Genomic DNA, 25,722 nt, shown 5'->3' with positions numbered 1-25,722 from the left:
GCTGGAGGGGGGTGGTCATGGGGGCCTTCTTTCGCGGCTGTCGTCGCAGAATCGGTCATACGTTCGAATGTGGGGGTACGAAAGGCCGTCGGGGCCTTCGGGAGAGCTGGGCCGCCCGGGCTGAGGGCGCGTAGAGCCTCTTCGAGCGGGGCGAGCGGTGGGGGGGTGAGCGGGGCGCTTGGTGGCGGCGACCGGGGTGCCTGGCGCTCACGGGCGAGGACCTGGCCAGGATGGCGGGGCCCGCTTCGGGCCCCGGTGGGGCAAGGGCGGGGGTCAGGCCCGGTGGACGGTGATGTCACCCAGGGCCGTACGGGCCCGCACCTTGACCGTGTCCACGGACGCGGGCGGCGCCTCGGACTCCTCCAGCGGCTGCCGCACCGAGCCCGCGCGCGTCCGTACGTCGAGCCAGGCCGCCGTGCCGTGCCGGATGCCGAACTCGATCGGGCCCGCGGCCGTTTCCAGGACGGCCGTGCCGCGCACCAACTCGCCCACGCGCAGGGCGCCGTTGGCACTCCTGAGCGTGATGTCCGCCTCCGCGCGCCCGACGGTGACGGATCCGTTCGCCACCTTCGCCGACAGGTCGCCCTCGGCTGCCCCGATGTCCGTGGCGCCGTTGGAGTTCTTGACCGTCACCTCGCCCGCGACCTCGCCGAGGCGGACGCCGCCGGACCCGGTGGTGACATCGGCCGGGCCGTTCGCGCGCCCCAGGGAGATCTCTCCGTAGCCGGTGCTCAGCCGGACGCCGGCCGTCTGTTCGATCTGGAGGTCGCCCACGGCCGTCTTGATCTCGCAGTCACCGAGCCTGCCCTCCGTGGTGACGTGCACCAGCTGGGTGTCGACCCGCAACCCGGAACCGGCCGGCAGCGTGACGCGGACCTCGATCGTCGAGCCCTTGCTGAACGGGGAACGGCTCTTGGGACCCTTGACCAGCAGCGTGCCGTTCGCGAACTCGACACGGGTGCGCTCCGCCGCCTTGACGTCCGCGTCCCGAAGCTCGCTCCCGGGGCGCACGTCGACGACCGTCGCGGTGCCGTCCCCCGCGACGACGCGGAGGGTCCCGCTCTCGAAGCCGACGGTGGCGGTGATGGGCTTGGGGGTGTCGAAGGTCCTGGAGGTGTCGAAAGCAGGCATGGCTGTCCCGTCCTAGTGGCTCGAACGAGCCCTCGGGCTCGGTGTTGTCGGTACCTGAAGTCCTGTCGGGCGCGGCCCTCGTGAGGCCGGTCAGCGCACCCAGCCCGTGTAGCCGCCGCCGAAACTGGGGGATTCGCGCCGGCCGGTGCTCCCGCCGGGTCTGCCGCCGCCCGGCTGGTCCAGGGCGGCGGAGACCGCGCGGACGAGCCAGGCGTTGACCGAGAGGCCGTCGCGGTTCGCGGCCTCCTCGACGCGGGCCTTGACGTGGGCCGGGAGGCGCAGGTTGATACGGGCCGTGCCGCCGTCGTCCGGGGCGTCGGGGGCGAGCGGCGCGGCGGGCGGCGGCGGTGTCGGCGCCATGAGGGCCGCGTACTCCGCCTGGGCGTCGAACGCGTCTCCCGCGGGCGGCGGCGTCACCACGAACTCGGGGTCGAGGCCGCGCAGTCGCAGATCGACCGAGCCCGGCGCGAGTTCGCTGGTGATCTCCTCCGCGGCGGCGGAGAGCGCGTTCAGCAAGGTGAGCCGGGCCGCGGACTCCAGCGGGGCGGTGAGGCGCTCGGCCAGGGCGCGGGCCTCCTCGCCACCGGCTTCGGCGGCGACCGCCAGCTCCTGCCGGAGGTGGTCGACGTACTGCGTGAGGTTCATGACGCCATAGTGGCACCACTGTGGCGCCATTGCAAGCGTCGAGGGCGCCACACCCTTGCCCAGCAGCATGCTGGCGGCCCATTTCCGCAGGTCAGGCGCGCTGGCACTATTTTTGGCTACACCGTGGCACCGCCGTGGCGCCACGTGACGCCACCCCTCTTGCCACAGGACATCCGGCCACCGGGATACCGAGTAACTGAAGAGACGCACCCCGCTAGAGGTTGAATGTTGAACTGAATCGCGCTACCTTCAATCTCGTTGAACCTTCAACAGAAGCTGTCCATCGGAGCCAGTCCCCAAGGAGCACGTCATGGGTCTCTTCAGCCGCAAGAACGACACCACCGCCAGCACCGCCCCCACTGCCACTGCCACCGCCGCCCCGGCCCTCGCGGCCGACCCGCGGCTCGCCGCGCTGACCGGCGACTACACGATCGACCCCGCACACTCGACGATCGGCTTCGTCGCCCGGCACGCCATGGTCACGAACGTCAAGGGCTCCTTCCGCGACATGGCGGGCACGCTGCACCTGGACGGCACGGACCCATCGCGCTCGACGGCCTCCATCGACGTGCGGATGGACAGCATCGACACGGGCAACGCCGACCGTGACGGGCACCTGAAGAGCGCGGACTTCTTCAAGACGGAGGAGTTCCCCGAGATGACCTTCCGCTCCACGAAGGCGGAGTTCCTCGGCGGCGACGACTACCGCGTCACCGGCGACCTGACGATCCTCGGCACGACGCGGCCGCTCTCCATCGACCTGGAGTTCAACGGCTCCGCCAAGGACCCGTTCGGCAACGAACGCGTCGGCTTCGAGGGCAAGGCGGAGATCCTCCGCTCGGACTGGGGCCTCACCTGGAACTCCGCCCTGGAGACCGGCGGCGTCCTCGTCTCCGACAAGATCAAGCTGAACTTCGACATCTCGGCGATCAAGGCGGCCTCCTAAGGCCGAGCGCCGCCCGCGCCCGCGCGCTACCGTTTCGCCGTGCCCGAGTTCATACAGCAACTGCCCGCACTCATCGGTGTGATCGTCGGCGCGCTCGGGTCGTACATGGCGATCACCCGCGGCGACCGGATCCGCTTCCTGCGCGAGCAGGCCGCCCGGTGGGAGGAGCGGCGGCTCGCCATCTACACCGAGTACGCCCGGGTCCTCAAGCAGTCCGTCACGCTGACCTACCGCGTCGCCGCCCACCTCGGCAACGACCCCCATCCGCACCCCCTGTCCCCCGAGGCGGCCGCGCCCCACTTCACGGAGGCCGCCGACGCCCGCGACCCGGCCGGGGAGGCGCTGCTCATGCTGGGGGCGCCGGACGTGGTGGACAAGGCGCGCGTGTGGGTGCTCACGGTCATCGAGATGGAACGGTTCCTGCGCGACGGGACGCGGGACCCGCGCGCGTGGGCCGGCATGCTGGAGCGGCAGCGGACCGCCCGGCAGGAGTACTACGCGGCGGTACGGCGGGACCTGGCACTGCCGCCCGGCCACTCGGGCCGCTGGTCGGTCTCCGCCCAGGATCCGCACGGGGACTGACGGAGCGTCAGGCGACCGGGGCGGTCGGGACGCCACTCGTGTGCGCCAGAATCACCTCCGTGAGGGGGCCGAGCACGGCCGGGGGCAGAGCGTGCCCCATGCCCGGCACCTCCACCAGCCGGGCCCCCGCGACGACTTGGGCCAGATGCCGCGCGTGCGGCGGCGGGAAGACCGGCTCGGCGGGGGCCGAGACGACGAGGGTGGGGACCTTGTTCCGGGCCAGCTCGGCGGTGCGGAGCATCCCCGAGTCGTCGGCACGCGCGTGCGCGGTCGACGGCGTATAGCTGCCCGTATGCTCGATGATGCGCCGTTCGAGCCGCCGGAAGTACGCGGCGTCGAAGGGCAGTTGAGCACCGCCGAGCAGCCGCCAGTGCTCTACGCGCCGATCCAGCTCTGCCTCCAGGCCGTGGTCCTCGACCGACCGCGCCCACATCTCCAGCACCTCCGGCGCGATGCCGGGCAGCTCGCTCGCACCGTCGGGCCCCGCGTACGGCGTCTCGCTCAGCGCGCACGTTCCCATCAGGGTCGCGCTCAGCACCCGCTCGGGGTGGTCGGCCAGCACCAGCTGGGTGAGCATGCCGCCGAGCGAAAGCCCCACCAGGTGCGCGCGCTCGATCCCGAGGCCGTCCAGGACCGCGACGGCGTCCCGCGCCAAGTCCGTGACGCGATACGGGTGTTCGTCGAAGCAGTGACTTGAGCGCCCCGTGTCGCGATGGTCGTAGCGGATGACGTGATGCCGCTCCGCGAGCGTATCCACCAGCTCCTCGGGCCAGCCGAGCCCGGCGGCCTGGGCCCCCATGACCAGCAGCAGCGCCGGGGCGTCGGGCTCCCCTCGCCGCTCCGTCCACAGCCGCACCCCCGCCGCGACCTCCACATACCGCTCCCGCACCATGAGCCACCTCCACGAGTCGAACTGACCATCGACCACCGACCATGTACGAGACGAACCGTACCGTCTCGCTAGCTCCTCGCACAAGACCGCCCGCGATCACCCCGGCACCCGCCGCCCTAGAACCCGCCTCCCCCGCCGAAGTCCCCGCCACCGCCACCGAAGTCACCGGGGTCGAAGTCCGCCCCCGAGTAGTCGCCGCCCCCGAAGTCGCCGTAGCCGTCCCCGAAGTCCGCCCCGTACGCCGGGCCCGCCATCATGCCGCCGAGCATCGTGCCGATCAGCAGCCCCGGCAGGATGCCCCCGCCGAAGTAGCCGCCCGCCCACGGCCCGTACGCGGGCCCCGCCTCCCAGTAGGGGCGCCGCTCCCCGGACTCCGTGGCCACGGTCCTGGTCATCGGGTCCTGCCCGTCCGCCAGGCGTGCCGCGTCCGCCGCGCACACCGGGACCGAACGCTCGGGCCCGCCCGGCGGCGCCCACATCACGTCCTCGGTCGAAGGCCCGTGCCGCGGGTCGAAGAAGCAGGGTGCCCGCCGCTCCGGGAGGGGCCGCCCCTCGCGCCGCGCGGCGAGCAGCGCCAGCGAGAAGCGTCCGTCCTCCAGGGCCTCGGTCACCCCCCGCACGTCATCGGGGCGCACCGCGGCCGCCATCGACGACTTGGCCTTCTCGTACGCGTCGAGCGCACGCTCGTAGTCGGCCCGCATGGCGTCGTCCGCGCCCGGCTCCGCGGGGTGGAAGTCGAGCCGGTCCAGTTCCTCGCCGAACGCGGTGATGTCCTCGTCGACGACGACGGACAGTTTGCGCAGCGCCTCGCGCTGCACCTCCTCGTGGCGCCGCTTCTTGCGCCGGATCACGGCGTACGCGCCCACACCACCGGCGACGATCACCACGCCGACACCGGCGAGGGCGCCCACCGAGACGCCGTCGCCCTCGGGGCCGCCGCTCCAGGACCGCGGGGCCTTTCCCGCGGCCTGCGCGAGTGCCTCGTCGACGAAGCCGTTGAGCTGGGTGGCGGCGTCCTCGCCCCGCACGAGGGAGACGAGGTTGGTGACGGCGTTGCCCGAAAGGACCGCGCGGTCGGCCTTCGCGTCGAAGCCGTCGCCGAGGCGTACCGCGTAGACACCCGTCACGCCTGTCTCGGTCCGCAGCTTCCGGAAGAGGTCCTGGCGCGGGAAGTCCTGCGGCAGCACGGCCACGAACACCGGCTTGTCCGCGTCCTCGATCTTCCGGGCGAGGGCGTCGGCCTGGGAATCGGACAGCTGGTCCGAGGCCGCGGGATCGACGTAGACCGGGCTCTTCTCCCAGGCCGCGGCCACCTCCGAGGTGTCCGCCGCGGCCGCGGCCCCGGGCGCCGCCGTGAAGGACGCGGCACCCAGGGCCAGCAGCAGCCCGGACACTCCCACACTGATCCGCTTCGTCCGATTCCTCATACTTCGAACGTAACCCAGCGGGGCCGCCGACGGAGGCCGGAGGAGAGAAGGGAGGTCCGGGGAGGATGGGCTACTCCACGGGCTCGACCCCGGCCCTCAGCAGCCCGTAGGTGTACGCGTCCTCCAGCGCCCCCCACGACGCGGCGATGACGTTCTCGGCGACGCCGACGGTCGACCACTCGCCCGTGCCGTCGGACGTGGAGATCAGGACGCGCGTGGTGGAGGACGTGCCGTGCTTGCCCTCCAGGATGCGGACCTTGTAGTCCACCAGCTCCAACTTGGCGAGCTGCGGGTAGATCCGCTCCAGGCCGACCCGCAGCGCCCGGTCGAGCGCGTGGACCGGACCGTTTCCCTCCGCCGTGGCGACGATGCGCTCGCCCTTGGCCCACAGCTTCACGGTCGCCTCGTTGGCGTGCGTGCCGTCGGGGCGGTCCTCGACGATGGCCCGCCACGATTCGACCCGGAAGTACCTCCGCGCCCGGCCCTCGGCCTCCTCCCTGAGCAGCAGCTCGAAGGAGGCGTCGGCGGCCTCGTACGTATAGCCCTGGAGTTCGCGCTCCTTGACCCGCTCCACGACCCGGCCGACCAGCGCGCGGTCGTCGCCGAGGTCGACGCCGAGTTCCTTGCCCTTCAGTTCGATGGAGGCGCGTCCCGCCATGTCGGAGACGAGCATGCGGATGCGGTTGCCGACGAGGTCCGGGTCGATGTGCTGGTACAGGTCGGGGTCGACCTTGATCGCGGAGGCGTGCAGGCCCGCCTTGTGCGCGAAGGCGGAGACGCCCACGTACGGCTGGTGCGTGGACGGCGTGAGGTTGACGACTTCGGCGATGGCGTGCGAGACGCGGGTCATCTCGCGCAGCGCGCCCTCGGGCAGGACCCGCTTGCCGTACTTCAGTTCCAGGGCGGCGACGACCGGGAAGAGGTTGGCGTTGCCGACGCGCTCGCCGTAGCCGTTGGCCGTGCACTGCACGTGGGTGGCGCCGGCGTCGACGGCGGCGAGGGTGTTGGCGACCGCGCAGCCGGTGTCGTCCTGGGCGTGGATGCCGAGCCGGGCGCCGGTGTCGGCGGCGACCGTGGCGACGACAGCCTGGACCTGCGCGGGCAGCATGCCGCCGTTGGTGTCGCACAGGACGACGACATCGGCGCCCGCCTCGGCGGCGGCCCGTACGACGGACTTCGCGTACTCGGGGTTGGCGCGGTAGCCGTCGAAGAAGTGCTCGCAGTCGACGAAGACCCGACGGCCCTGCTCGCGGAGGTAGGAAACGGTGTCCCGGACCATTTCCAGGTTCTCGTCCAAGGTGGTGCGCAGGGCGAGTTCGACGTGCCGGTCGTGGGCCTTGGCGACGAGGGTGATGACGGGGGCGCCGGCCGCCAGCAGCGCGTTGACCTGCGGGTCGTCGGCCGCTTTGGCGCCCGCGCGGCGGGTGGCGCCGAAGGCGACGAGCTGGGCGTGCCGGAAGGTGATCTCCTGCTGGGCCCGCGCGAAGAACTCGGTGTCGCGCGGGTTGGCGCCGGGCCAGCCGCCCTCGATGAAGCCCACGCCGAAGTCGTCCAGATGCCGGGCGATGGTCAGCTTGTCCGCGACGGTGAGGTTGATGCCTTCGCGCTGCGCGCCGTCGCGCAGCGTCGTGTCGAAGACATGGAAGGAATCGTCGGGCGTGCTGGTTTCCGTCATGCTGATCTGGCTCCTGTGTCGGATCTCGGTCTACCGGAAGGACCGGCTCCACCGCCCACAATGATCCCGCGCGCTCCGCGTCCGGCTGAAGATGGGCCGGGAAACGAAAAAACCCCTCGCGGGTGCGAGAGGTCTGCGCGCGGGTCGAGGACGACGGTGTCCGCCCGTACTTGGTGGTACGAGACGGTCACTGCGGACCGGCGCGCCTGCTGCCAATAATCATGGCGAACGAGAGCACGGGGGCAGCCTGCCACAGCTCGCTTCCGCCGCGCGGCACCGTCTCACGATGCGGGCGGCGCGTGGGACACGCCGCCCGCACCGACGAGGACGTCAGCGCACGTGCCGCACGAAGGCGTCGTCGCCGTCGTTGGTGTCGCCGCTCAGCAGCGCCGGGTCACCGGAGAGGAAGGCGACCTTGCGGCCGTCCGCCGAGATGCCGCCGGGGCCGACGTCCGCCGTGGCCGCGCCGCCCGTGGTGTCCGGGGTGACCAGCGTGGTGGTGCCCCGCTTCAGGTCACGCAGGTAGACGGGCCACTCCTTGCCCCACTGGGATCCCGGCTCGGACAGCTCCGACATATACGTGAGGTAGCGGCCGTCGGCGCTGATCGCGGGCGCGCGGGTGTAGGCCTCGCCGGGGCCGCCCTGGGTGCCGTGGACGCGCTGGTTGGCGCCCGAGGCGAGGTCGTGGACGAAGACGTTCCACGCGGCGTCGTCGTCGTTCGGGACCAGGTGGGTGTCGCGGGACTCGAAGACGACCGTACGGCCGTCACCGCTGAGGGCGGGCCGAAGGGACTCCTTCTCGGTCCTGGAGCCGTCGTGGGAGCGGTCGACCTGCGTCACCTTCCCGGTCCGGCGGTCGCGCAGCCACAGGTCGCTCCAGTCGTCGCCGCGCGGGCCGTTGGTGAAGGAGGTGGCGTAGGCGACGCGGCGGCCGTCGTCGCTGACCGTCGGCGAGTGGGCGTCGCGCTCCCCGTCGCCGCCCGTGTACGGGTGGCTGATCCTCTCAGTGGTGCCGGTCTTCCGGTCGCGCAGGAAGACCGCGGTGCCGTCGTACTGCGGCCCGTCCGTGTCGAAGACGGCGTAGCGCGCGTTCGCGCTCAGGGAGACGCTGCCCGCGCTGTCGCCGGGGTAGCCGTCGGGCAGTTCGACGTCGAGGCGCTCGGTCTTCTTCGTCCGGCGGTCGTACAGGCGTACGTCGCGGCCGGAGTAGGAGTCGGCGGGGCTGGTGATCATCGCGACATAGCGGCCGTCGGCGCTCAGCGAGGGGCTCCTGAGCCGGCGTCCTGCGAGGGCGATGCGTTCCGTGCGCCCGGTGCGCAGATCGCGTACGAAGATGTCGCTGAGGCCGCCCGTGTCCGCGGCGACCAGGTCGGAGGCCTCGGAGTCGAAGGCGGCGTACCGGCCGTCGCGGCTGATCACGGCGTGCGCGGAGGTGTCGTTCCCGGCCTTGCCCGCCGGTGTGACGCTGACGCCCTCGGTGCGGGGCGCGGCCGGAGCGGCGACGGCCGCGGGCAGGGCGGTGGCCGTGACGGCGGCGAGGACGGTGGCCGCCAGCGCGGCGCGGTGCTTGGTGCGGTGCATGTGTGGTTCCCCCGTGTGCTCTTCTTCGTGCGCTGTTCTCGCGCACGTGCGGCCCGACGCCGGATGGTCGGCGGGCGGGCTCACGAAGATACAAACGCATGAGCAGACAGCGGGCAATCCGCCGGAACGCGTACAACCTAGACAGGCCGCCGGTCGTCCCTACGCGCCCGCGGCCAGCGTCCCGTCCAGGAACTCCCGCACGTGCGCGAGCACTTGTTCGCGGCCCGTGCCGCGCAGCCCGATCGCCACATGGATGGAGAACCCATCGAGCAGCGCGCGCAGCCGCGCCGCGAACCGGTCGGGGTCGATCGCCCCGAACTCCCCGCGCGAGACGCCCTCCGCGAGCAGCGCCACCAGGTCGCGGTGCCAGGCACCCTCGATCGCGGCCTGCCGGTCGCGGCCCTCCTCGTCGGCGTTGAGCGAGCGGTTCCAGACCTCCAGCCAGAGCGTCCAGTGGGGGTCGCCGGGGCCGTCGGGAACGTACAGCTCGACGTACGCGTCCAGGCGCGCGCGGGCCGTGCCGGTGCGGGCGAGGAGCCGGCCGCGCTCGATGCCGAGGCGGCCCTCGCTCCACTCCAGGGTGCGCAGGAGCAGCTCGTCCTTGGTGTTGAAGTAGTAGAGGAGGTGCCCGGAACTCATGCCGACCTCGCGCCCGAGCGCGGCCATGGTCAGCTTCTCCAGGCCGCGCTCGGCGATCATCTCCATGGCGGTGGTCAGTACGTCCTCACGCGGAGGGGCGTTCTTCCGCGTGCGGACTTGACCGGCCATCTCTCACTCCTTGTTCACACCTTGGGCTGCTGCTGGGTGATGCAGTGGATGCCACCGCCCCCGGCAAAGATCGTACGGGCGTCGACGAGCGTCACCGTACGGTCGGGGAAGAGGCCGCGGAAGATTCCGGCCGCCAGTTCGTCGTTCGGGTCGCCGAAGGCGCACAGGACCACGCCGCCGTTGCACAGGTAGTGGTTGATGTAGGAGTAGTCGACCCAGCCCTCGTCGTCCTTGAGGACGGTCGGCGCGGGTACCTCGACGATCCGCAGGGTGCGGCCGCGGGCGTCCGTCCGACCCTTCAGGGTGGCGATGATCTCCTTGCTGACCTCGAAGTCGGGGTGCGACGGGTCGCGCTGGGAGTGGACGAGGACGACGCCGGGCGCGGCGAAGGCGGCGACGATGTCGACGTGGCCGAGGGTGCCGAAGCCGTGGCCGGGGTAGTCGGCGGTGAGGCCGCGCGGCAGCCAGATCGCCTTGGTGGTGCCGAGCTGGGCGTGGATCTCCGCCTCTACCTCCTCCCTGGTCAGACCGGGGTTGCGCTCGGGGCCGAGCTGGACGGTCTCGGTGAGCAGGACGGTGCCCTCGCCGTCGACGTGGATGCCGCCGCCCTCGTTCACGAGGCGCGAGGCGTACGTACGGGCGCCCGCGAGGTCGGCGACGTACGACCCGATCTTGGAGTCGTGGTCCCAGCGGGCCCACTCCTGGGCGCCCCAGCCGTTGAACGTCCAGTCGACGGCGGCCAGTCGCCCCTTGCCGTCGGTGAGGAAGGTCGGGCCGATGTCCCGCATCCAGGCGTCGTCCAGGTCGCGTTCCACCACCTCGATGTTTGGGCCGAGGAGTTCGCTCGCGTACGTGGACTGGGCGGGGCCGCAGACCACGGTGACCGGCTCGAAGCGGCGTACGGCACGGGCCACGTTCGCCCAGGCCAGGCGGGACTCGTCCAGGCCCTCGGGGTCGTCGAAGGTGGGGTTGGGGCCCGGCCACGCCATCCAGGTGCGCTCGTGCGGGGCCCACTCGGCGGGCATGCGGAAGCCGTCGGCGGCAGCAGACATGACGTACACCTTTAAAGGAAGTAGAGGCGGTTGAGGGAGACGGAGTCGGCGGGCTCGGAGCGGACCGGGTCACCGTCGAGGGTGACCAGGCCGGTCTTCTGGTTCACGTCGACGGAGCCGGTGCGGGAGTTCAGGCGCAGGTCGGCGGGGCCGATGCCGCGCGTGCCCCGGACGGCGACGCGGCGCCTGCGGGTCGGCATCAGGTCGTTGCCCTGGTCGAGCGCGGCCTGCGCGACGAACGCCACGGAGATGTCGGCGGGCGTCGCGCCGTACGACCCGAACTGCGGGCCGAGGACGAGCGGTTCGCAGGTGTCGGTCGCGGCGTTCGGGTCGCCGGTGACGCCGTAGGCGGGGAAGCCGGACTTCAGGACGAGCTGCGGCTTCGCGCCGAAGTACTCGGGGCGCCACAGCACGATGTCGGCGAGCTTGCCGACCTCGATGGAGCCGACCTCGTGGGCGAGGCCGTGCGCGAGGGCGGGGTTGATGGTGAGCTTGGCGATGTAGCGCAGGACGCGCGCGTTGTCGTCGCGCTCGCCGTCGCCCTCCATGGGGCCCAGCTCGGCCTTCATCTTCCCGGCCATCGCGAAGGTGCGGCGTACGGTCTCGCCGGCCCGGCCCATGCCCTGCGCGTCGGACGAGGTGATGCCGATGGCTCCCAGGTCGTGCAGGACGTCCTCGGCTCCCATCGTCCCGGCGCGGATGCGGTCGCGGGCCATGGCCGCGTCGCCCGGCAGGTCGGTCTTCAGGTCGTGGACGGAGACGATCATGCCGTAGTGCTCGGCGACGGCGTCCCTGCCGAAGGGCAGGGTGGGGTTGGTGGAGGAGCCGATCACGTTCGGTACGCCCGCCATCTTCAGGACGTTCGGGACGTGGCCGCCGCCGCAGCCCTCGATGTGGAAGGCGTGGATGGTGCGCCCTTCGAGGACCTTCAGGGTGTCCTCGACCGACAGGCACTCGTTCAATCCGTCGCTGTGCAGGGCCACTTGTACGTCGTGTTCCTCGGCGACGCGCAGCGCGGTGTCCAGGGCGCGGGTGTGCGCGCCCATGTCCTCGTGCACCTTGAAGCCGGACGCGCCGCCCTCGGCGAGCGCCTCGATCAGCGGGGCGTCGTGCGAGGACGAACCACGGCCGAGGAAGCCGATGTTGACGGGCCAGGCGTCGAAGGCGTTGAACGCGTGGCGCAGCGCCCACGGCGAGTTGACGCCGACGCCCCATACCGGCCCGAACTCCTGGCCGATGATCGTGGTGACTCCGGAGGCGAGCGAGGCCTCCATGATGCGCGGCGACAGCAGGTGCACGTGGGTGTCCACGGATCCGGCGGTGGCGATCAGCCCCTCGCCCGACACGATGGACGTGCCGGTGCCGACGACAACGTCGACGCCGTCGAGCGTGTCCGGGTTGCCCGCCCGCCCGATGGCGTGGATGCGGCCTTCCCTGATGCCGATGGACACCTTGCGGATGCCCTGCACGGCGTCGATGACGACGACGTTGCTGATGACGACGTCGCAGGTCTCGCGGACGGCGGCGGCCTTCAGGTGCAGTCCGTCGCGGGCGGTCTTGCCGAATCCCGCGAGGAATTCGTCGCCGTACTTCTGGGCGTCGGACTCGACGCGGATCGTCAGCCCGGAGTCGCCGAGCCGGACGTGGTCACCGGCGCGCGGGCCGTGTGTGGAGGCGTACTCGTACGGGGTGAGGCGGCGTGGTTCGGCGGGGTGCCCTCCGGGGCGGCTCATCGCTGGACCTCCTGCTCAGTGGTGTCGGGTACGCCGAGGTAGCCGCAGGCGGCGGCGCGGCGCAGGGCCTCTTCCTTCGCGCCCGGCGCGTCCAGCGGGCCGTCGACAAGACCGGCGAAGCCGATGGCTATGCGCTCGCCGCCAATCGGCAGCAGGCCGACCTCGCCGCTCTCGCCGGGCCCGAAGCGGACGGAGGACCCGGCGGGCACGGCCAGGCGCAGCCCGTACGCGGCGGCACGGTCGAAGTCGAGCCGGGGGTTGACCTCGAAGAAGTGGAAGTGCGAGGTCACGGAGACGGGCACGGCGGCGGTGTTGCGCACGGTCAGCGTCACGGCGGGCGCGGGGTCGTCGTGCGCGGGCCCTGGCAGCAGCGCGCCCGGCGCCTCGTCGCCGAGACCGCCCCCGTGACCGCCGTGACCGTCGAGGCCGCCGTGACCGCCCCGGCCTGCGCCGATGGGGTCGGAGACCACCGCGAGGCGGGACCCGTCGTCGAAGACGGCCTCGACGTGCACCTCGGTGACCACGTCGGCGACGCCGGGCAGTACGTCGTCCGGGCCGAGGGCGGCGCGGGCCCGCTCGACGGCCTCGGCGAGCCGGGCGCCGTCGCGGGCGGCCTCGCAGACCGTGTCGGCGATCAGCGCGGTCGCCTCGGGGACGTTGAGTCTGAGGCCGCGCGCCTTGCGGGCCCGGGCAAGCTCGGCGGCCCCGAAGAGCAGCAGCCGGTCACGTTCGGTGGGCGTCAGTCGCACGCGCCGTACCTCCCTGTTCCAACATTTAGAGCGCCACTCTAACTGCGGATTCCGCATGCGGGAAGCATTGACGAAGCAGGGTTCCACAGGTCACATTGAGCGCTGCTCTAAGTGAGGCAACCATCGGGACCAAGCGAGCGTCAGGGGCACCCATGCCGATAGAACAGCGCGGAGTCGACACCATCCCGGACGGGGAACGCACCAGCGGCCCCCGCGATCTCGTATCGATCCTGATCGGCTCCAACCTCTGCCTGGGGGTGATCGTCTTCGGCTGGCTGCCGGCGTCGTTCGGCCTCGGCTGGTGGGAGTCGGTGAGCGCGGTGGTGGCGGGCACGGTGCTCGGCACGGCGCTGACCGCGCCGCTCGCCCTGGTGTCCCTGCGCACCGGGACGAACCTCTCCACCTCCTCCGGAGCCCAGTTCGGCGTGCGGGGCCGCCTCGTCGGCTCGGTGGTCGGCCTGCTGCTCTCCCTCGGCTACACCGCCCTGACCATCTGGATCGGCGGTGACGTGATGGTGGGCACCCTGCACCGCCTGCTCGGGCTGCCGGCCGACGGGCTCTCGTACGGCGTCGTCTACGCCCTGCTCGCCGCGGCCACCGTGGTCGGTGCGGTCTTCGGCTACCGCGTGCTGCTGCGCCTGTCCCGCGTCCTCGCCTTCGGCATGACGGCGCTGCTGATCCTCGGCGTCATCGCGTACGCCCCCGACTTCACGACCTCCGCGCTGCCGGGTGCGGGCGGCTACCTCCTCGGCTCGTTCTGGCCGACGTGGCTGCTCGCCCTGGTCGCGGCGGGCCTCTCCGGACCCGTCGCCTTCATCACCCTGCTCGGCGACTACACCCGCTACATCTCCCCGACCCGGCACAGCTCCCGCGCGGTCCTCGGCGCGGCCTGGACGGGCCTGCTCGCGGGGCTGCTGATCCCGCAACTCTTCGGTACGTTCACGGCGTACGCGGCGCGTGCCGCCCTCGACTACGCGGGAGGCCTCGTCGACGCCTCCCCCACCTGGTACCTGCTGCCGCTGCTGCTCGCCGCCTCCGCCGGGTCGGTCGGCAACGCGGGGCTCATGCTCTACTCCATGGGCCTCGACCTGGACGCGATCCTGCCCCGCGCCTCGCGCGCCCGCGCCACCTACACGGTCGCCGTGGTCGCCACCGCCTGCGTCTTCGTGGGGCACTTCGCGTGGGAGGCGCAGGACGCGATGACGTCGTTCGTCCTGCTCCTGACCGCCATCGGCACGCCCTGGGCGGTCATCACGCTGATCGGCTTCACGCGCTGTCGCGGCGAGTACGACGCGGAGGCCCTCCAGGTCTTCAACCGCCGCTCCAAGGGCGGCATCTACTGGTTCCGGTCGGGCTGGAACATCCAGGCCACCGCCTCCTGGGCGCTCGGCGCGACGGTCGGCCTGCTCTCGGTCGCCCTCCCGTCGTACGAGGGCCCACTGCTGCCGCTGACCGGCGGGGTGGACTGTAGTTTCCTGCTGTCGGGGGTGGTGGGCGGCGCGACGTACGCGGCGCTGACCCGGCGGGCGTTGGCCGCGGGCCAGCGGGCCCTGGCGGGGGAGGAGACGGTGGCGGGTTGAGGCCGGCTTCTCCGCTGCGGGTCGGATGTGGCTGGTCGCGCAGTTCCCCGCGCCCCTAGGGGGCCTTACGCGCCGCACGCCTGGACTGTGACGGCCATCAAGCGATGTCCAGGATTGCCTTGCCCGCGCAGTTCCCCGCGCCCCTGGGGGGCCTCACGCGCCGCACGCCGATTGGGCTGGGACGGCCCTCAGGCTATGTCCAGGATCGCCTTGCCCTGGAGGCGGCGGGTGAGCAGGGTCTCGATCGCCTCCGGGGCCCTGTCCCAGGGGCCCCGCCAGGACGTGCCGGGGTCGAGCGTGCCCGCCGCCACCTGTTCCGCGAGCCAGGTCAGGTCCCTGGACAGGCCTGAGCAGCCGAGCAGTTGGAAGTTGACGATCGAGCGGTCGTGGCGCCCCTGCTCGCCGTAGAGGGCCTTGAGCGGGAAGTGCTCGGGGTCGCCGCCCGCCTGCCCGACGGAGACGAGGGTGCCGCGCTCGCCCAACTGCTGGTACGCGGCGACCAGTTGGCGGCCACCGATCACGTCCACCACGCCGTCCACCGGCGCCCCGGCGGCCTCGGGCTCGGCGATCACCTCGTGCGCGCCGAGGGCCCTGAGCATCTCGCCCCGCCCCTCGGGGTCACCGGTGACCGCGATGACGTGCGCGCCGCCCCGTCGGGCGAGCTGTACCGCGTACCGCCCGACACCCCCGGTCGCGCCCGTGACCAGCACGCGCCTGCCGAGGATCGGGCCGATCCGGTCCAGGGCGCGCAGGGCACTGGCGCCCGCGACCGGCACGGTGCTGATGGCTCCCAGGTCCGCGCCCTCGGGCACGACGCCGATCCAGTCGGTGTCGGCGACCCGGTATTCGGCCCAGCCGCCGTCACCGGCCAGGGTGACCACGCGGGTGCCCGCCGCGGGGCCCGAGCCGTCGGCGGCGGCCCGCTCGACGACACCGGCCGCGTCCCAGCCGAGTACCGCCCCCTCGGGCGCCCCCTCGATGCCCCACCTCACCTCACCGTGGTTCAGGGAGGTCGCACGTACGCGGATCAAGGCCTGGTGCGGGGCCGGCTCGGGGACGGGGGCCTCGCCGAGGCGGAGCCCGCCGGGGGCGGAGCGGTCAACGAGCAGTGCGCGCATGGGAGTTGCCTTTCGACGTACGCCAAGGACAGGCAGGGGTACCGCGATCGGGCCCGGCCGTCGCAATAGTGCCACTGAGTGGCATAAGCCTTCAAGGGGCATTCGCCTCCGCATGCCCGTCGCGGGCTACACTTCCGGCATGGACGCGACGGACCTCGACCGGCTCCCCCTGCGGGAGCGCAAGAAGCTGCGGACGCGGCAGGCGCTCGTCGACACCGCCCTGGAGCTGTTCACCGAGCGCGGCTTCGACGGCGTGACGCTCGACGCCCTGTGCGATGCGGTGGAGGTCAGCAAGCGGACGTTCTTCCGCACGTTCAGCAGCAAGGAGGACGTGGCGATGGCGCCCACCCAGGATCTGTGGGGGGCGTTCCTGGAAGAGCTGGAGAGCTGCGAACCGGCCCCGGGGCAGCCACTGTTCGACGTACTGCGGGACGCGCTGCTGGCCGCGCTCGGGCGCATGCCGGCCGAGGGGTGGGCCCATCGGGTGCTGCTCAGCCGGCGGCTCGCGGCACGGACTCCGTCCATGGACGCGCACGGACTCGCGTTCTGTGACCGCACCGGCCGGGCGGCGCTGGACGTGGCTCGGCGCCGGTTCGCCCTGCCGGACGAGGACGAGCTGCGGGCGCGGCTCGCGATCGATGTGCTGGTCGCGGCGTTTCACCGGGCGGTGGAGGCGTGGACGGAGGGGCCCGCTCCTACGCGGGATCACCTGGCGGCCGCCCTGAGGGTTGCCTGCGGCGCGGTACCGGGAAGCCTTACGCTCGCGGCGCGTTGAGGGGGGTCGGGTTCGCTTTCGCCCGCGGGTCGTGTGTGGCTGGTCGCGCAGTTCCCCGCGCCCCTGACCGAGCCTCCCACAGCGCACGCTGACACGGGCCGCACCCAGCGCCCCGTAGGGGCGCGGGGAACTGCGCGGCCGGCCCCCACGACCTGCGGACGAGAACAAAGGGAACAGCCCCGCGCCGACCCGGGACGCGGGGCCACAGAGACCTACCGGAAAAGCGAAAAGCCCTCAGCCGAGCTTGTGCATCCAGCCATGGACGTCCTCAGACGTCCCCCGCTGGATGTCCAGCAACGCGTCCCGCAGCTTCAGCGTGACCTCGCCCGGCTTCCCGCCGCTCTGCTGCCACTCGCCCGCGTTGCACTTGACGGTGCCGACGGGCGTGATGACGGCCGCCGTGCCGCACGCGAAGACCTCGGTGAGCGTGCCGTTCTCGGAGTCGGTCTTCCACTGGTCGATGGAGACGCGGCCCTCCTCGGACTCGTACCCGAGGTCGCGGGCCACGGTGAGGAGCGAGTCACGGGTGATGCCCGCGAGCAGGGAGCCGGTCAGCGTCGGCGTGACGATCTTGTTGCCGTACACGAAGTACAGGTTCATGCCGCCCAGTTCCTCGACCCACTTGTGCTCGACGGCGTCGAGGTAGGCGACCTGGTCGCAGCCCTTCGCCGCGGCCTCGGCCTGCGCGAGCAGCGACGCGGCGTAGTTGCCGCCGGTCTTGGCGTCGCCCATGCCACCGGGCACGGCGCGCACGCGGTCCTCGGAGAGCCAGATGGAGACGGGCTTGACGCCGCCCGGGAAGTAGGCGCCCGCCGGCGAGGCGATCACGACGAACAGGTACTCGTTCGCGGGCTTCACGCCCAGGCCGACCTCGGTGGCGATCATGAAGGGGCGCAGGTAGAGCGACTCCTCGCCGCCGTGGGCCGGGACCCACTCCTTGTCCTGGCTCACCAGCACGTCGCACGCCTCGATGAACGTCTCGACGGGCAGCTCGGGCATCGCGAGGCGCCGCGCGGAGGCCTGGAAGCGGCGGGCGTTGGCGTCGGGGCGGAAGGTGGCCACCGTGCCGTCGGGCCGGCGGTAGGCCTTGAGGCCCTCGAAGATCTCCTGGGCGTAGTGCAGGACGTTCGTCGCCGGGTCGAGGGCCAGCGGCCCGTACGGCACGAGCTGGCCGTCGTGCCAGCCGCGGCCCTCCGTCCACTTGATCGTCACCATGTGATCGGTGAAGTGGCGGCCGAACCCGGGGTTGGCCATGATCGCCTCGCGCTCCGCGGCGGCGAGCGGGGACGAGGAGGGCTTGAGCTCGATGGTCGGCGTCGTCGTCATGACTGCTTTGTCCTTCACGGTGTGATGGTGACGGACCGCGCTCACGCCCGTACCACGCGGTACGAGGACGTCCGAGCTTCCCTGTCTTCACGGCCCCACGTTCGATTATCGCTCGCGGGGTCCCGAGGAGGAAACGGCATGAGTGCGACCCGGGGGTCGATGGTGACACCCGGGGACCGCATACGAGAAGCCGCCGGGTGCCCTGAGGGACCCGGCGGCTGCTGTCTGGTCTTCGAGCTACCGGGTCAGCCCGCTACTCGTACGGCGAGCGCGTCGCCGATCTGCTCGGTGGTGCGGACGCTCGTCCCGCGCTCGGCGAGGTCGGCGGAGACGGCGGTCTCGATGCGGGCGGCCTCGGGCTCGTACCCGAGGTGGCGCAGCAGCAGGGCGACGGACAGGACGGTGGCCGTGGGGTCGGCCTTGCCCTGGCCCGCGATGTCCGGCGCCGAGCCGTGCACGGGCTCGAACATCGACGGGAACTCGCGGCTCGGGTTGATGTTGCCGGAGGCCGCGACTCCGATGCCGCCGGAGACGGCCGCCGCGAGGTCGGTGATGATGTCGCCGAAGAGGTTGTCGGTGACGATCACGTCGAAGCGGCCGGGGTCGGTGACGAGGAAGATCGTCGCGGCGTCGACGTGCAGGTAGTCGGTGGTGACCTCGGGGAACTCCTTGGCCACGCGGCTGAAGACGTTGGTCCAGAGGTGACCGGCGTACGCCAGGACGTTGTTCTTGTGGACCAGCGTCAGCTTCTTGCGCGGGCGGGCCTGCGCGCGGGCGAAGGCGTCACGGACCACGCGCTCCACGCCGAAGGCGGTGTTGACGGAGACCTCGGTGGCGATCTCGTGCGGGGTGCCGGTGCGGATCGAGCCGCCGTTGCCCGTGTAGGGGCCCTCGGTCCCTTCGCGTACGACGATGAAGTCGATCTCCGGCTGCCCGGCGAGCGGGGTGGCGACGCCCGGGAGCAGCTTCGACGGCCGCAGGTTGACGTGGTGGTCGAAGAGGAAGCGGAGCTTCAGCAGGAAGCCGCGCTCCAGGACACCGGAGGGGACCGAGGGGTCACCGATGGCACCGAGGAGGATCGCGTCGTGCCGCTTGAGGGCTTCGGCGTCGGCGTCGGTGAGGGTCTCACCGGTGGCGTGGTACCGCCGTGCGCCGAAGTCGTACTCCGTGGTCTCCAGCTTCACATCCTGCGGGAGGACGGCGCCTAGGACCTTGAGCCCCTGGGCCACGACTTCCTGGCCGATGCCGTCACCGGGGATCACTGCGAGATTGAGGATGCGAGAGCTAGCCGACATGCGGGCAGCCTACTCTTCGTCCCAGGGGATGACACTCGATGTCCGGCATGCGGACGGTCGCTTCTCGGTCAACCTCTGTTCACCCGTACGCCCGGGCACAGTTGGGGTCCCCTGGGAAGTCTTGAGTCATGGACACCCCCAACGTCGGCATACCGGAGCCGCTCGCGGCGCGGATGAGCATGCCGGAGCAGCACGAGTACCTGCGCACGCGGCTCTCCCGCCGCAGGGTGCTCGCCCGTTCGTTCGCCACGGCCGGGACGGTGGGCGGCGTCGGCCTGCTGGCGGGCGGTTCGAGCGGCGCGTACGGCGAGGCCCCGCGGGTGGCGGCCGCCTCGTCTGCCCGGATCGGGGTCGACGGCAAGCTGGTCGCGCCCTTCGGACGGCACCTGGCGTTCGGGGCCGACCCGAAGAGGCAGATGCGGATCTCCTGGCAGGTGCCGTTCGCCGTCAAGTCCCCCTATGTGCGCGTGGGGTTGAGGCCCTGGGAGCTGAGCCAGAAGATCGAGGCGGAGGTGCGCGACCTGCACACCCCTTCCCTGTCGAAGAAGCTCCCGGCGGTGGAGCAGTACTACCTCCACGCGGCGCTCGACGGCCTCAAGCCCGGCACGACGTATTACTACGGCGTCGGCCACGACGGCTTCGACCCGGCGTCGCCCGAGCGGATGTCGACGATCGGTTCGTTCAGGACGGCTCCCGCGCGGGCGGAGAGGTTCGTCTTCACGGCCTTCGGCGACCAGGGCGTCAGCTATCACGCGCTCGCCAACGACCAGGTGATCCTGGGCCAGAACCCCTCCTTCCATCTGCACGCGGGCGACATCTGCTACGCGGACACCACCGGGCACGGCAAGGAGTCGGACACCTACGACGCGCGCGTGTGGGACACCTTCCTCGCGCAGACGGAGTCGGTCGCGAAGTCGGTGCCGTGGATGGTCACGACGGGCAACCACGACATGGAGGCGTGGTACTCGCCGAACGGCTACGGCGGGCAGTCGGCGCGCTGGTCGCTGCCCGAGAACGGCTTCGATCCGCGCGAGGCGCCGGGCGTCTACTCCTTCACGTACGGCAACGTGGGTGTCGTCGCGCTGGACACCAACGACGTCTCGTACGAGATTCCCGCCAACAGGGGCTACACGGACGGGAAGCAGACCGCCTGGCTCGACAGGCGGCTCGGCGAGCTGCGGGCGGACGAGGGCATCGACTTCATCGTCGTCTTCTTCCACCACTGCGCGTACGCGACGTCGACGCACGCCTCCGACGGCGGGGTGCGCGACGCGTGGCTGCCGCTGTTCACCAAGCACCAGGTGGACCTGGTGATCAACGGCCACAACCACGTGTACGAGCGCACCGACGCCATCAGGGGCGGCGAGGTCGGCAGGCCCGTGCCGGTCGGCGCGTCGACCGATCCGACGCGCGACGGCATCGTGTACGTCACCGCGGGCGGCGCGGGCAAGGACCTCTACGGCTTCGGGCCCGGGGTCGAGGACAGCTACGAGGGCAACGCCCCCGATCACGATCACGATCCCATCGCGAGCTTCCACTGGACGGCGTCGCGGCGGGCCGCGCCCGAGACGGTCGAGTGGTCACGCGTGCGCTACACCGGCTTCTCGTTCCTCGCGGTGGAGGTCAGCGCCGGCGCGCGCCCGAAGCTGTCGGTCTCCGCGCTCGCCGAGAACGGCGAGCGCGTCGACCACTTCGAGGTGGAGCGGGGAAAGCAGCGGGCTCAGTGACCCGTCTTGCCGCCGTTGTCCCTGCGGTCCAGGGCTCGCTGGAGGGCTGCTGCGGCGTTCTTGCGCTCGGTGCGCTCGGAGTCGCTCGTGCGGGAGATGTGACGGACTCGGCGGGCGGTCGTCTCGGCCATGGGAGATCCACTCCTTGAGGGAAGGGTGATTTCGAGACGCCGGAAGCGGCGGGGAACGTCGGAGCGGCAGGGTTCGCCTGCGTGGGCTCCGGCTCACATCCGCCATTCGCTGGGTCGAGCGAGACGTTCGGCTCCTCCAAAGCTAAGGGAGAGCGGAGCGTCTGTCTCCACAATTACTCGGACTTCCTACTATCTGAGACGGCGTTCACGCGCGCGCCGCTCTCAGCTCGCGGATCAGGGCCCGGACGGCGAGGGAAGAGGCCAGCTCGGGGGTGGTGACATAGCCGACGGACCGGGTCGGGCGGTCCGGCCCGAGATCGGTGATCTCGACCGTCGCCGGGGCTCCGGTCAGGGAGAGGGCGGGCATGATCGCCATCCCGTGGCCGCCGGCGACCATGGAGAGCACGGCCCCGTCGTCCTCGGCCAGGACCGTCGCGCCCGGGATCCAGTCCTGGCGGCGCCACCAGTCCCTCGTGTACGAGCCGCAGTTCTCGTGCCAGTCCATCAGCGGCAGGGAGCGCGGGTCGGGGTGGCCCGCCGGGTGCACGAGGGAGTACGGCTCCTCGACGAGTGCGTCGCCGATGAGTCCCGCCGGCACGGGCGAGGCACCGCCGAGGGTCGCTATGCCCACGTCGGCGCGCCCCTCCGCGACCTCGCCCGCGGTGCCCGCGCCCAGCTCGCGCACCACCCTGACCTCCGGGCGGATGCCGGGATGGCGGGCGGTGAGGCGCTCCAGGGCGGCCGGGAGCAGGTGCAGGGCCGCGCTGCGGAAGGCGGCGATGCGCAGCGGGCCCGTGACCTCTCCCCGCTCGGCGGCACGGGCCTCGGTGACCAGGGCGTCCAGGAGCCGCAGCACCCGGCGGGCGTGGGCGGCCGCCGCGGTGCCCGCGGGGGTCGGTGTCGCGCCCTTGCGGCCGCGCTCGAAGAGGACCGCGCCCACCTTGCGTTCCGTGCCGCGGATCGAGTGGGAGACCGCGGACTGGGTGAGCCCGAGCGCCCGCGCCGCCGCGGAGAAGCCCCGCTCGCGGTCGACGGCGACGAGAACACGCAGTTCGTGCGGGGCGAGGTCCGCGCTGTGTACGCCGTCCATCGAGGCTCCTACCTGCTTCTATGAGGGCTCTTCATGGATCCGGGCGTTCCATGAGCGCAACCCTCTGCCCGGTCCCGGCATTCCTGCCTACGGTCACGGACATGACCGAGACCGCGCTCACCGTGCACCAGACCGCCCGCCCCCACGGCTTCCCCACCGCCGGCCACTTCGCGTTCGTGGAGTACGCGCGGCCCGAGCCCATCCCGGGCACCGCCCTCGTCGAGAACCTCTACTGGTCCGTCGACCCCTACCACCGGGAGATGATGGACGGCGACTTCGCGCTGCACGCCCCCTTGGAGGGCCGCACGCTGGGCCGCGTCATCGAGTCCCGCGACCCGGCCCTCACCGAGGGGGAGATCGTTCTCCACCGTCAGGGCTGGCGCACGCACGCCGTGGTCACCCGCGGTGAGGCACGCCCCGTCCCCCGCTTCGACGGTGTGCCCCTCTCGGCGCACCTGGGCATTCTCGGCGGCACCGGCCTGACCGCCTACGTGGGTCTCACCCGGATCGCCGAACTCCGCGCGGGGCAGGACCTGTTCGTCTCCGCGGCGGCGGGCGGCGTCGGTACGGCGACGGGGCGCCTCGCCCGGCTCATGGGCGCGGGACGGCTCGTCGGCAGCGCGGGGACGGCGGCGAAGGCGGCGTACCTGACCGAGCGCGTGGGCTACGACGAGGTCTTCGACTACCACGCGGGCCCCACGGCCGACCTCCTGTCGAAGGCGGCCCCCGACGGCATCGACGTCTACGTGGACAACGTCGGCGGCGAGCACCTGGAGGCGGCGATCTCCTCACTGCGCGAGTTCGGGCGGATCGTACGGATCGGCACCCTGGCCCAGTACAACGCCACCGCCGCGCCGTACACGCTGCGCAACCTCCCCGACATCGTCGAGAAGAGCCTGCGCATGGAGGGCTTCCTCGTCAGCAACCACCGTGCCGTGCAGGAGGAGTTGTACGAGTTCGTGGTGCCGCACCTGCGGAGCGGGCGGGTCGGGCTCGACGAGACGGTGGTGGAGGGGTTCGAGCGGATCGTGGACGCGTTCCTGGGGATGCTGCGGGGCGAGAACGTGGGGAAGATGATCGTCCGCGCGACCGGCGGAGCTTAGAACACGTCTCCGTACAGGGCCTAGAACACGTCTCCGTCACGCCAGTCGACGAGGAGCGGGTGCGCGGGGTCCGGGTCGGCCGGGCCCCACAGCAGCGGCGGGTCCTCGTCCGGCATGAGGGCCGCGCCCGTCGGGCCGAGCGTGCCGACCGCGCCCTTCCACTCCCGCCAGCCGCGCGCGAGGTAGAGCCCCGCGCCGTCGTCGGACGCCGAGAGCGCGCCCAGCTCGTACGCCCCGTCGATGACCCGCTCCAGGGCGCCCATCACCAGGCCGCCGAGACCCCGCCGCCGCCGGTCGGGGCGGACGGCGACCGCCTCGACGTAACCGACGCGCAGGGAACGGCCGTTGTGCAGGATCCGCCGCTGCACCACCGAGCCGTGCGCGAGCAGGGCGCCCGCCGTGTCGTGGACGAGGGCATGCACGCCGCCCAGGCCGTGATCCCAGTCCTGATCGCTGAAGTCGCCGTCGAAGGCCTCGTCGAGCAGGGCGCGGGCGGCGCGCAGATCGGCCGCCGCCAGCTCGCTCGTGTGGCACGTCCGCAGGGTGTTTTCCGGCACCTCACCATCGTAACGAGGCGCGTCATTACCGGGGCGCCGGGCGATCCTCATTGGTCTGCACCATGGCGCGGGCGGGCTGCGCGCAGCAGAATCGGGGCCATGTCTGAGACCCAGCAGCAGCGAGAGTGGACCCCCATTCACGGCGAGCCCTACCGCTCCGTGCCCTACCGGCCCGAGCGCATGCCCGAGGCCCAATCCCTGGCCCGGGCGGCCGAGTTGCGCGAACGCATGCGGGAGCGGCGCACCGTGCGGCAGTTCGCGCCGGACCCGGTGCCCCCGCAGGTGGTGCGGGACGCCATCGCGTGCGCGGCGACGGCTCCGTCGGGCGCGCACCAGCAGCCGTGGACGTTCGTCCTCGTCCAGGATCCGGAGGTCCGCCGCCGTATCCGCGTGGCGGCCGAGAACGAGGAGCAGATCTCGTACGACGGCCGGCTCGGCGAGGAGTGGCTGGCGGCCCTGCGCCCCCTCGGCACCGACGAGGTGAAGCCGCATCTGACGGACGCGCCCGCGCTGATCGTCGTCTTCCAGCAGCGGTACTGGCTGGGCGAGGACGGCACCAAGCACAAGCACTACTACGTCGACGAATCGGTCGGCATCGCGGTGGGCATGCTCCTGTCCGCCCTGCACCTGTCCGGCCTCGCCGCGCTCATCCACACGCCGAGTCCGATGCGGTTCCTGTCGCAGGTGCTGGGCCGCCCCGAGAACGAGAAGGCGTTCGCGGTGATCCCCGTGGGCTACCCCGCACCGGACTGCCGGGTCCCCGATCTCGTACGCAAGTCCCTCGATCAGGTCCTCGTGGAGGTCTGAGCGGCAGTTGGCCGGTACTGGTACCGGCCAACTGCCGGGCGTGGGAGGGCCGCCGGGCTGATCGAGGACTTCCTGGCCCGGCGCCCCACCACCCGGGTACGGTCGTGATCATGAACGTGACTCCCTCCCGCAGAGCCCTCCTTGGCGCCGCCGCCGCGGCTCCCGTGTTCCTCTCGGTGCCCGGCACCGCGCACGCGACGCCCTCGACCGACGCCCGGCGGCGGCTGCGCGAACTGGAGAAGGGCTACCCGGGCCGCATCGGGCTGCACGCCCTGAACACCGGTACCGGCGCCACCCTCGGCTACCGCGCGGACGAACGCTTCGCGATCGCCTCGACGTTCAAGGTCCTCGCCGCCGCGGCGATCCTGCGCAGGGCGCGCGAGGAGGAGCCCGGTCTGCTCGACACGGTGATCCGGTACGGGCGCGACGACCTGGTCACGTACTCACCGCGCTGCGAGATGCACCTCGCGACGGGCATGACGGTACGGGAGCTGTGCGACGCGACCATCACGTACAGCGACAACGCGGCGGGCAACCTGCTGATGCGGCGCATCGGCGGCCCGTCCGGCATCACCAGGTTCGCCCGCTCCCTCGGCGACCCCCACACCCGGCTCGACCGGTGGGAGACCGATCTCAACACCAACATCCCCGGCGACCCGCGCGACACGACGACTCCCGCGGCCATGACCGCGAACCTGCGCAAGCTCGTCCTCGGCGACGCCCTCGCCCCCCTCGACCGCGACCAGCTCATCCGGTGGCTCGTGGAGAACACCACCGGTGACAAGCGGATCCGCGCCGGGCTTCCCGAGGGCTGGCGGGTCGGTGACAAGACCGGCTCCCCCGCGTACGGCGGGATCAACGACGTCGCCGTGGCCTGGCCCCCGAAGGGCGGCGCCCCGCTGGTCATCTCCGTCTACACGACCCGCCTGGACCCGGACACCCCCGGCGAGGACCGCATCGCCGCCGACATGACCCGGATCGCCGTCGACGCCCTCACCTGAGCGTGACGGCCCCCTGGAAAACACACCGCCT

Annotated in this window: 24 protein-coding genes; 8 read left to right on the top strand and 16 right to left on the bottom strand. The window is 72.0% G+C overall.

The genetic code is table 11. From position 1 onward, the window contains the following. Positions 1 to 273 precede the first annotated feature (273 nt). The gene (locus IG54_RS0119140; protein WP_030785354.1) at positions 274 to 1,131 is read right to left on the bottom strand and encodes a DUF4097 family beta strand repeat-containing protein; all 858 of its coding nucleotides are present in this window, start codon (positions 1,129 to 1,131) and stop codon (positions 274 to 276) included. A gap of 90 nt (positions 1,132 to 1,221) precedes the next feature. Continuing rightward, positions 1,222 to 1,776, bottom strand: a complete 555-nt coding sequence (locus IG54_RS0119135) for an Arc family DNA-binding protein (RefSeq protein WP_030785351.1) — start codon at positions 1,774 to 1,776, stop codon at positions 1,222 to 1,224. A gap of 310 nt (positions 1,777 to 2,086) precedes the next feature. Here IG54_RS0119135 and IG54_RS0119130 point away from each other — a divergent pair, with 310 nt between their 5' ends. Together IG54_RS0119130 and IG54_RS0119125 are read left to right on the top strand one after the other, a co-directional pair. Further along, positions 2,087 to 2,722 carry a YceI family protein gene (locus IG54_RS0119130; protein ID WP_030785348.1) on the top strand — a complete coding sequence of 212 codons (636 nt, stop codon included), beginning with the start codon at positions 2,087 to 2,089 and terminating at the stop codon, positions 2,720 to 2,722. Positions 2,723 to 2,761: 39 nt separating this feature from the next. Then, positions 2,762 to 3,304, top strand: a complete 543-nt coding sequence (locus IG54_RS0119125; RefSeq protein WP_030785346.1) for a hypothetical protein — start codon at positions 2,762 to 2,764, stop codon at positions 3,302 to 3,304. A gap of 7 nt (positions 3,305 to 3,311) precedes the next feature. Here IG54_RS0119125 and IG54_RS0119120 read toward each other — a convergent pair whose 3' ends face one another. The 8 genes from IG54_RS0119120 to ureA form a co-directional block, all read right to left on the bottom strand. Continuing rightward, a complete protein-coding gene (locus tag IG54_RS0119120) occupies positions 3,312 to 4,196 on the bottom strand; it encodes an alpha/beta fold hydrolase (protein WP_030785342.1) in 885 nt (294 codons plus the stop codon). A gap of 116 nt (positions 4,197 to 4,312) precedes the next feature. After that, complete coding sequence (locus IG54_RS0119115) at positions 4,313 to 5,623, bottom strand: hypothetical protein (protein WP_030785330.1); 1,311 nt, start codon at positions 5,621 to 5,623, stop codon at positions 4,313 to 4,315. Positions 5,624 to 5,693: 70 nt separating this feature from the next. After that, positions 5,694 to 7,298: a citramalate synthase gene (cimA, locus tag IG54_RS0119110; RefSeq protein WP_030785327.1), complete on the bottom strand. Its 1,605-nt coding sequence runs from the start codon at positions 7,296 to 7,298 to the stop codon at positions 5,694 to 5,696. A gap of 330 nt (positions 7,299 to 7,628) precedes the next feature. Then, the gene (locus tag IG54_RS0119105) at positions 7,629 to 8,879 is read right to left on the bottom strand and encodes a PD40 domain-containing protein (protein ID WP_030785324.1); all 1,251 of its coding nucleotides are present in this window, start codon (positions 8,877 to 8,879) and stop codon (positions 7,629 to 7,631) included. Positions 8,880 to 9,038: 159 nt separating this feature from the next. After that, complete coding sequence (locus IG54_RS0119100; RefSeq protein ID WP_030785321.1) at positions 9,039 to 9,647, bottom strand: TetR/AcrR family transcriptional regulator; 609 nt, start codon at positions 9,645 to 9,647, stop codon at positions 9,039 to 9,041. A 14-nt stretch (positions 9,648 to 9,661) separates the two neighbouring features. Further along, on the bottom strand, positions 9,662 to 10,699 hold the full coding sequence (locus IG54_RS0119095) for an agmatine deiminase family protein (RefSeq protein WP_030785318.1): 1,038 nt from the start codon (positions 10,697 to 10,699) through the stop codon (positions 9,662 to 9,664). A gap of 11 nt (positions 10,700 to 10,710) precedes the next feature. Further along, positions 10,711 to 12,432, bottom strand: a complete 1,722-nt coding sequence (locus IG54_RS0119090) for an urease subunit alpha (RefSeq protein WP_030785315.1) — start codon at positions 12,430 to 12,432, stop codon at positions 10,711 to 10,713. Beyond that, positions 12,429 to 13,181: an urease subunit gamma gene (gene ureA, locus IG54_RS0119085; protein ID WP_030785312.1), complete on the bottom strand. Its 753-nt coding sequence runs from the start codon at positions 13,179 to 13,181 to the stop codon at positions 12,429 to 12,431. Before ureA ends, IG54_RS0119090 begins: the two co-directional genes overlap by 4 nt. Before the next feature lie 152 nt (positions 13,182 to 13,333). On the opposite strand from ureA, the gene IG54_RS0119080 reads away from it, so the two are divergent. Further along, complete coding sequence (locus tag IG54_RS0119080) at positions 13,334 to 14,761, top strand: cytosine permease (RefSeq protein ID WP_030785310.1); 1,428 nt, start codon at positions 13,334 to 13,336, stop codon at positions 14,759 to 14,761. A gap of 188 nt (positions 14,762 to 14,949) precedes the next feature. Here IG54_RS0119080 and IG54_RS0119075 read toward each other — a convergent pair whose 3' ends face one another. Continuing rightward, positions 14,950 to 15,879 carry a zinc-binding dehydrogenase gene (locus tag IG54_RS0119075; protein ID WP_030785307.1) on the bottom strand — a complete coding sequence of 310 codons (930 nt, stop codon included), beginning with the start codon at positions 15,877 to 15,879 and terminating at the stop codon, positions 14,950 to 14,952. A gap of 139 nt (positions 15,880 to 16,018) precedes the next feature. Between IG54_RS0119075 and IG54_RS0119070 the strand changes: the two genes are divergently transcribed. Beyond that, complete coding sequence (locus IG54_RS0119070; RefSeq protein WP_030785306.1) at positions 16,019 to 16,654, top strand: TetR family transcriptional regulator; 636 nt, start codon at positions 16,019 to 16,021, stop codon at positions 16,652 to 16,654. Between the two features lie 234 nt (positions 16,655 to 16,888). Here IG54_RS0119070 and IG54_RS0119065 read toward each other — a convergent pair whose 3' ends face one another. Together IG54_RS0119065 and IG54_RS0119060 are read right to left on the bottom strand one after the other, a co-directional pair. Further along, complete coding sequence (locus IG54_RS0119065) at positions 16,889 to 17,980, bottom strand: branched-chain amino acid aminotransferase (RefSeq protein WP_030785304.1); 1,092 nt, start codon at positions 17,978 to 17,980, stop codon at positions 16,889 to 16,891. Positions 17,981 to 18,225: 245 nt separating this feature from the next. After that, positions 18,226 to 19,275 (bottom strand): 3-isopropylmalate dehydrogenase, encoded by a 1,050-nt coding sequence (locus tag IG54_RS0119060; protein ID WP_030785293.1) that lies wholly within the window; start codon positions 19,273 to 19,275, stop codon positions 18,226 to 18,228. A 128-nt stretch (positions 19,276 to 19,403) separates the two neighbouring features. Here IG54_RS0119060 and IG54_RS0119055 point away from each other — a divergent pair, with 128 nt between their 5' ends. Further along, on the top strand, positions 19,404 to 21,002 hold the full coding sequence (locus IG54_RS0119055) for a purple acid phosphatase family protein (RefSeq protein ID WP_030785291.1): 1,599 nt from the start codon (positions 19,404 to 19,406) through the stop codon (positions 21,000 to 21,002). Here IG54_RS0119055 and IG54_RS41360 read toward each other — a convergent pair. Together IG54_RS41360 and IG54_RS0119045 are read right to left on the bottom strand one after the other, a co-directional pair. Further along, entirely contained in the window at positions 20,996 to 21,133 is a 138-nt protein-coding gene (locus IG54_RS41360) for a hypothetical protein (protein ID WP_106977039.1), read from the bottom strand. The genes IG54_RS0119055 and IG54_RS41360 overlap by 7 nt on opposite strands. Before the next feature lie 205 nt (positions 21,134 to 21,338). Continuing rightward, entirely contained in the window at positions 21,339 to 22,223 is an 885-nt protein-coding gene (locus IG54_RS0119045) for a LysR family transcriptional regulator (RefSeq protein WP_030785288.1), read from the bottom strand. Positions 22,224 to 22,324: 101 nt separating this feature from the next. Here IG54_RS0119045 and IG54_RS0119040 point away from each other — a divergent pair, with 101 nt between their 5' ends. Further along, positions 22,325 to 23,326 carry an NADP-dependent oxidoreductase gene (locus IG54_RS0119040; protein ID WP_030785286.1) on the top strand — a complete coding sequence of 334 codons (1,002 nt, stop codon included), beginning with the start codon at positions 22,325 to 22,327 and terminating at the stop codon, positions 23,324 to 23,326. Positions 23,327 to 23,346: 20 nt separating this feature from the next. Here IG54_RS0119040 and IG54_RS0119035 read toward each other — a convergent pair whose 3' ends face one another. Further along, a complete protein-coding gene (locus IG54_RS0119035; protein ID WP_063756237.1) occupies positions 23,347 to 23,934 on the bottom strand; it encodes a GNAT family N-acetyltransferase in 588 nt (195 codons plus the stop codon). A 48-nt stretch (positions 23,935 to 23,982) separates the two neighbouring features. On the opposite strand from IG54_RS0119035, the gene IG54_RS0119030 reads away from it, so the two are divergent. Together IG54_RS0119030 and bla are read left to right on the top strand one after the other, a co-directional pair. Continuing rightward, positions 23,983 to 24,690: a nitroreductase family protein gene (locus IG54_RS0119030; protein WP_030785281.1), complete on the top strand. Its 708-nt coding sequence runs from the start codon at positions 23,983 to 23,985 to the stop codon at positions 24,688 to 24,690. Positions 24,691 to 24,800: 110 nt separating this feature from the next. Next, a complete protein-coding gene (gene bla, locus IG54_RS0119025; protein WP_030785278.1) occupies positions 24,801 to 25,691 on the top strand; it encodes a class A beta-lactamase in 891 nt (296 codons plus the stop codon). Positions 25,692 to 25,722 lie beyond the last annotated feature (31 nt).

The organism is Streptomyces sp. NRRL S-920 (assembly GCF_000717945.1).
Taxonomy (GTDB): Bacteria; Actinomycetota; Actinomycetes; order Streptomycetales; family Streptomycetaceae; genus Streptomyces; species Streptomyces alboniger.
This window is presented reverse-complemented; position numbering and strand designations above follow the sequence as displayed.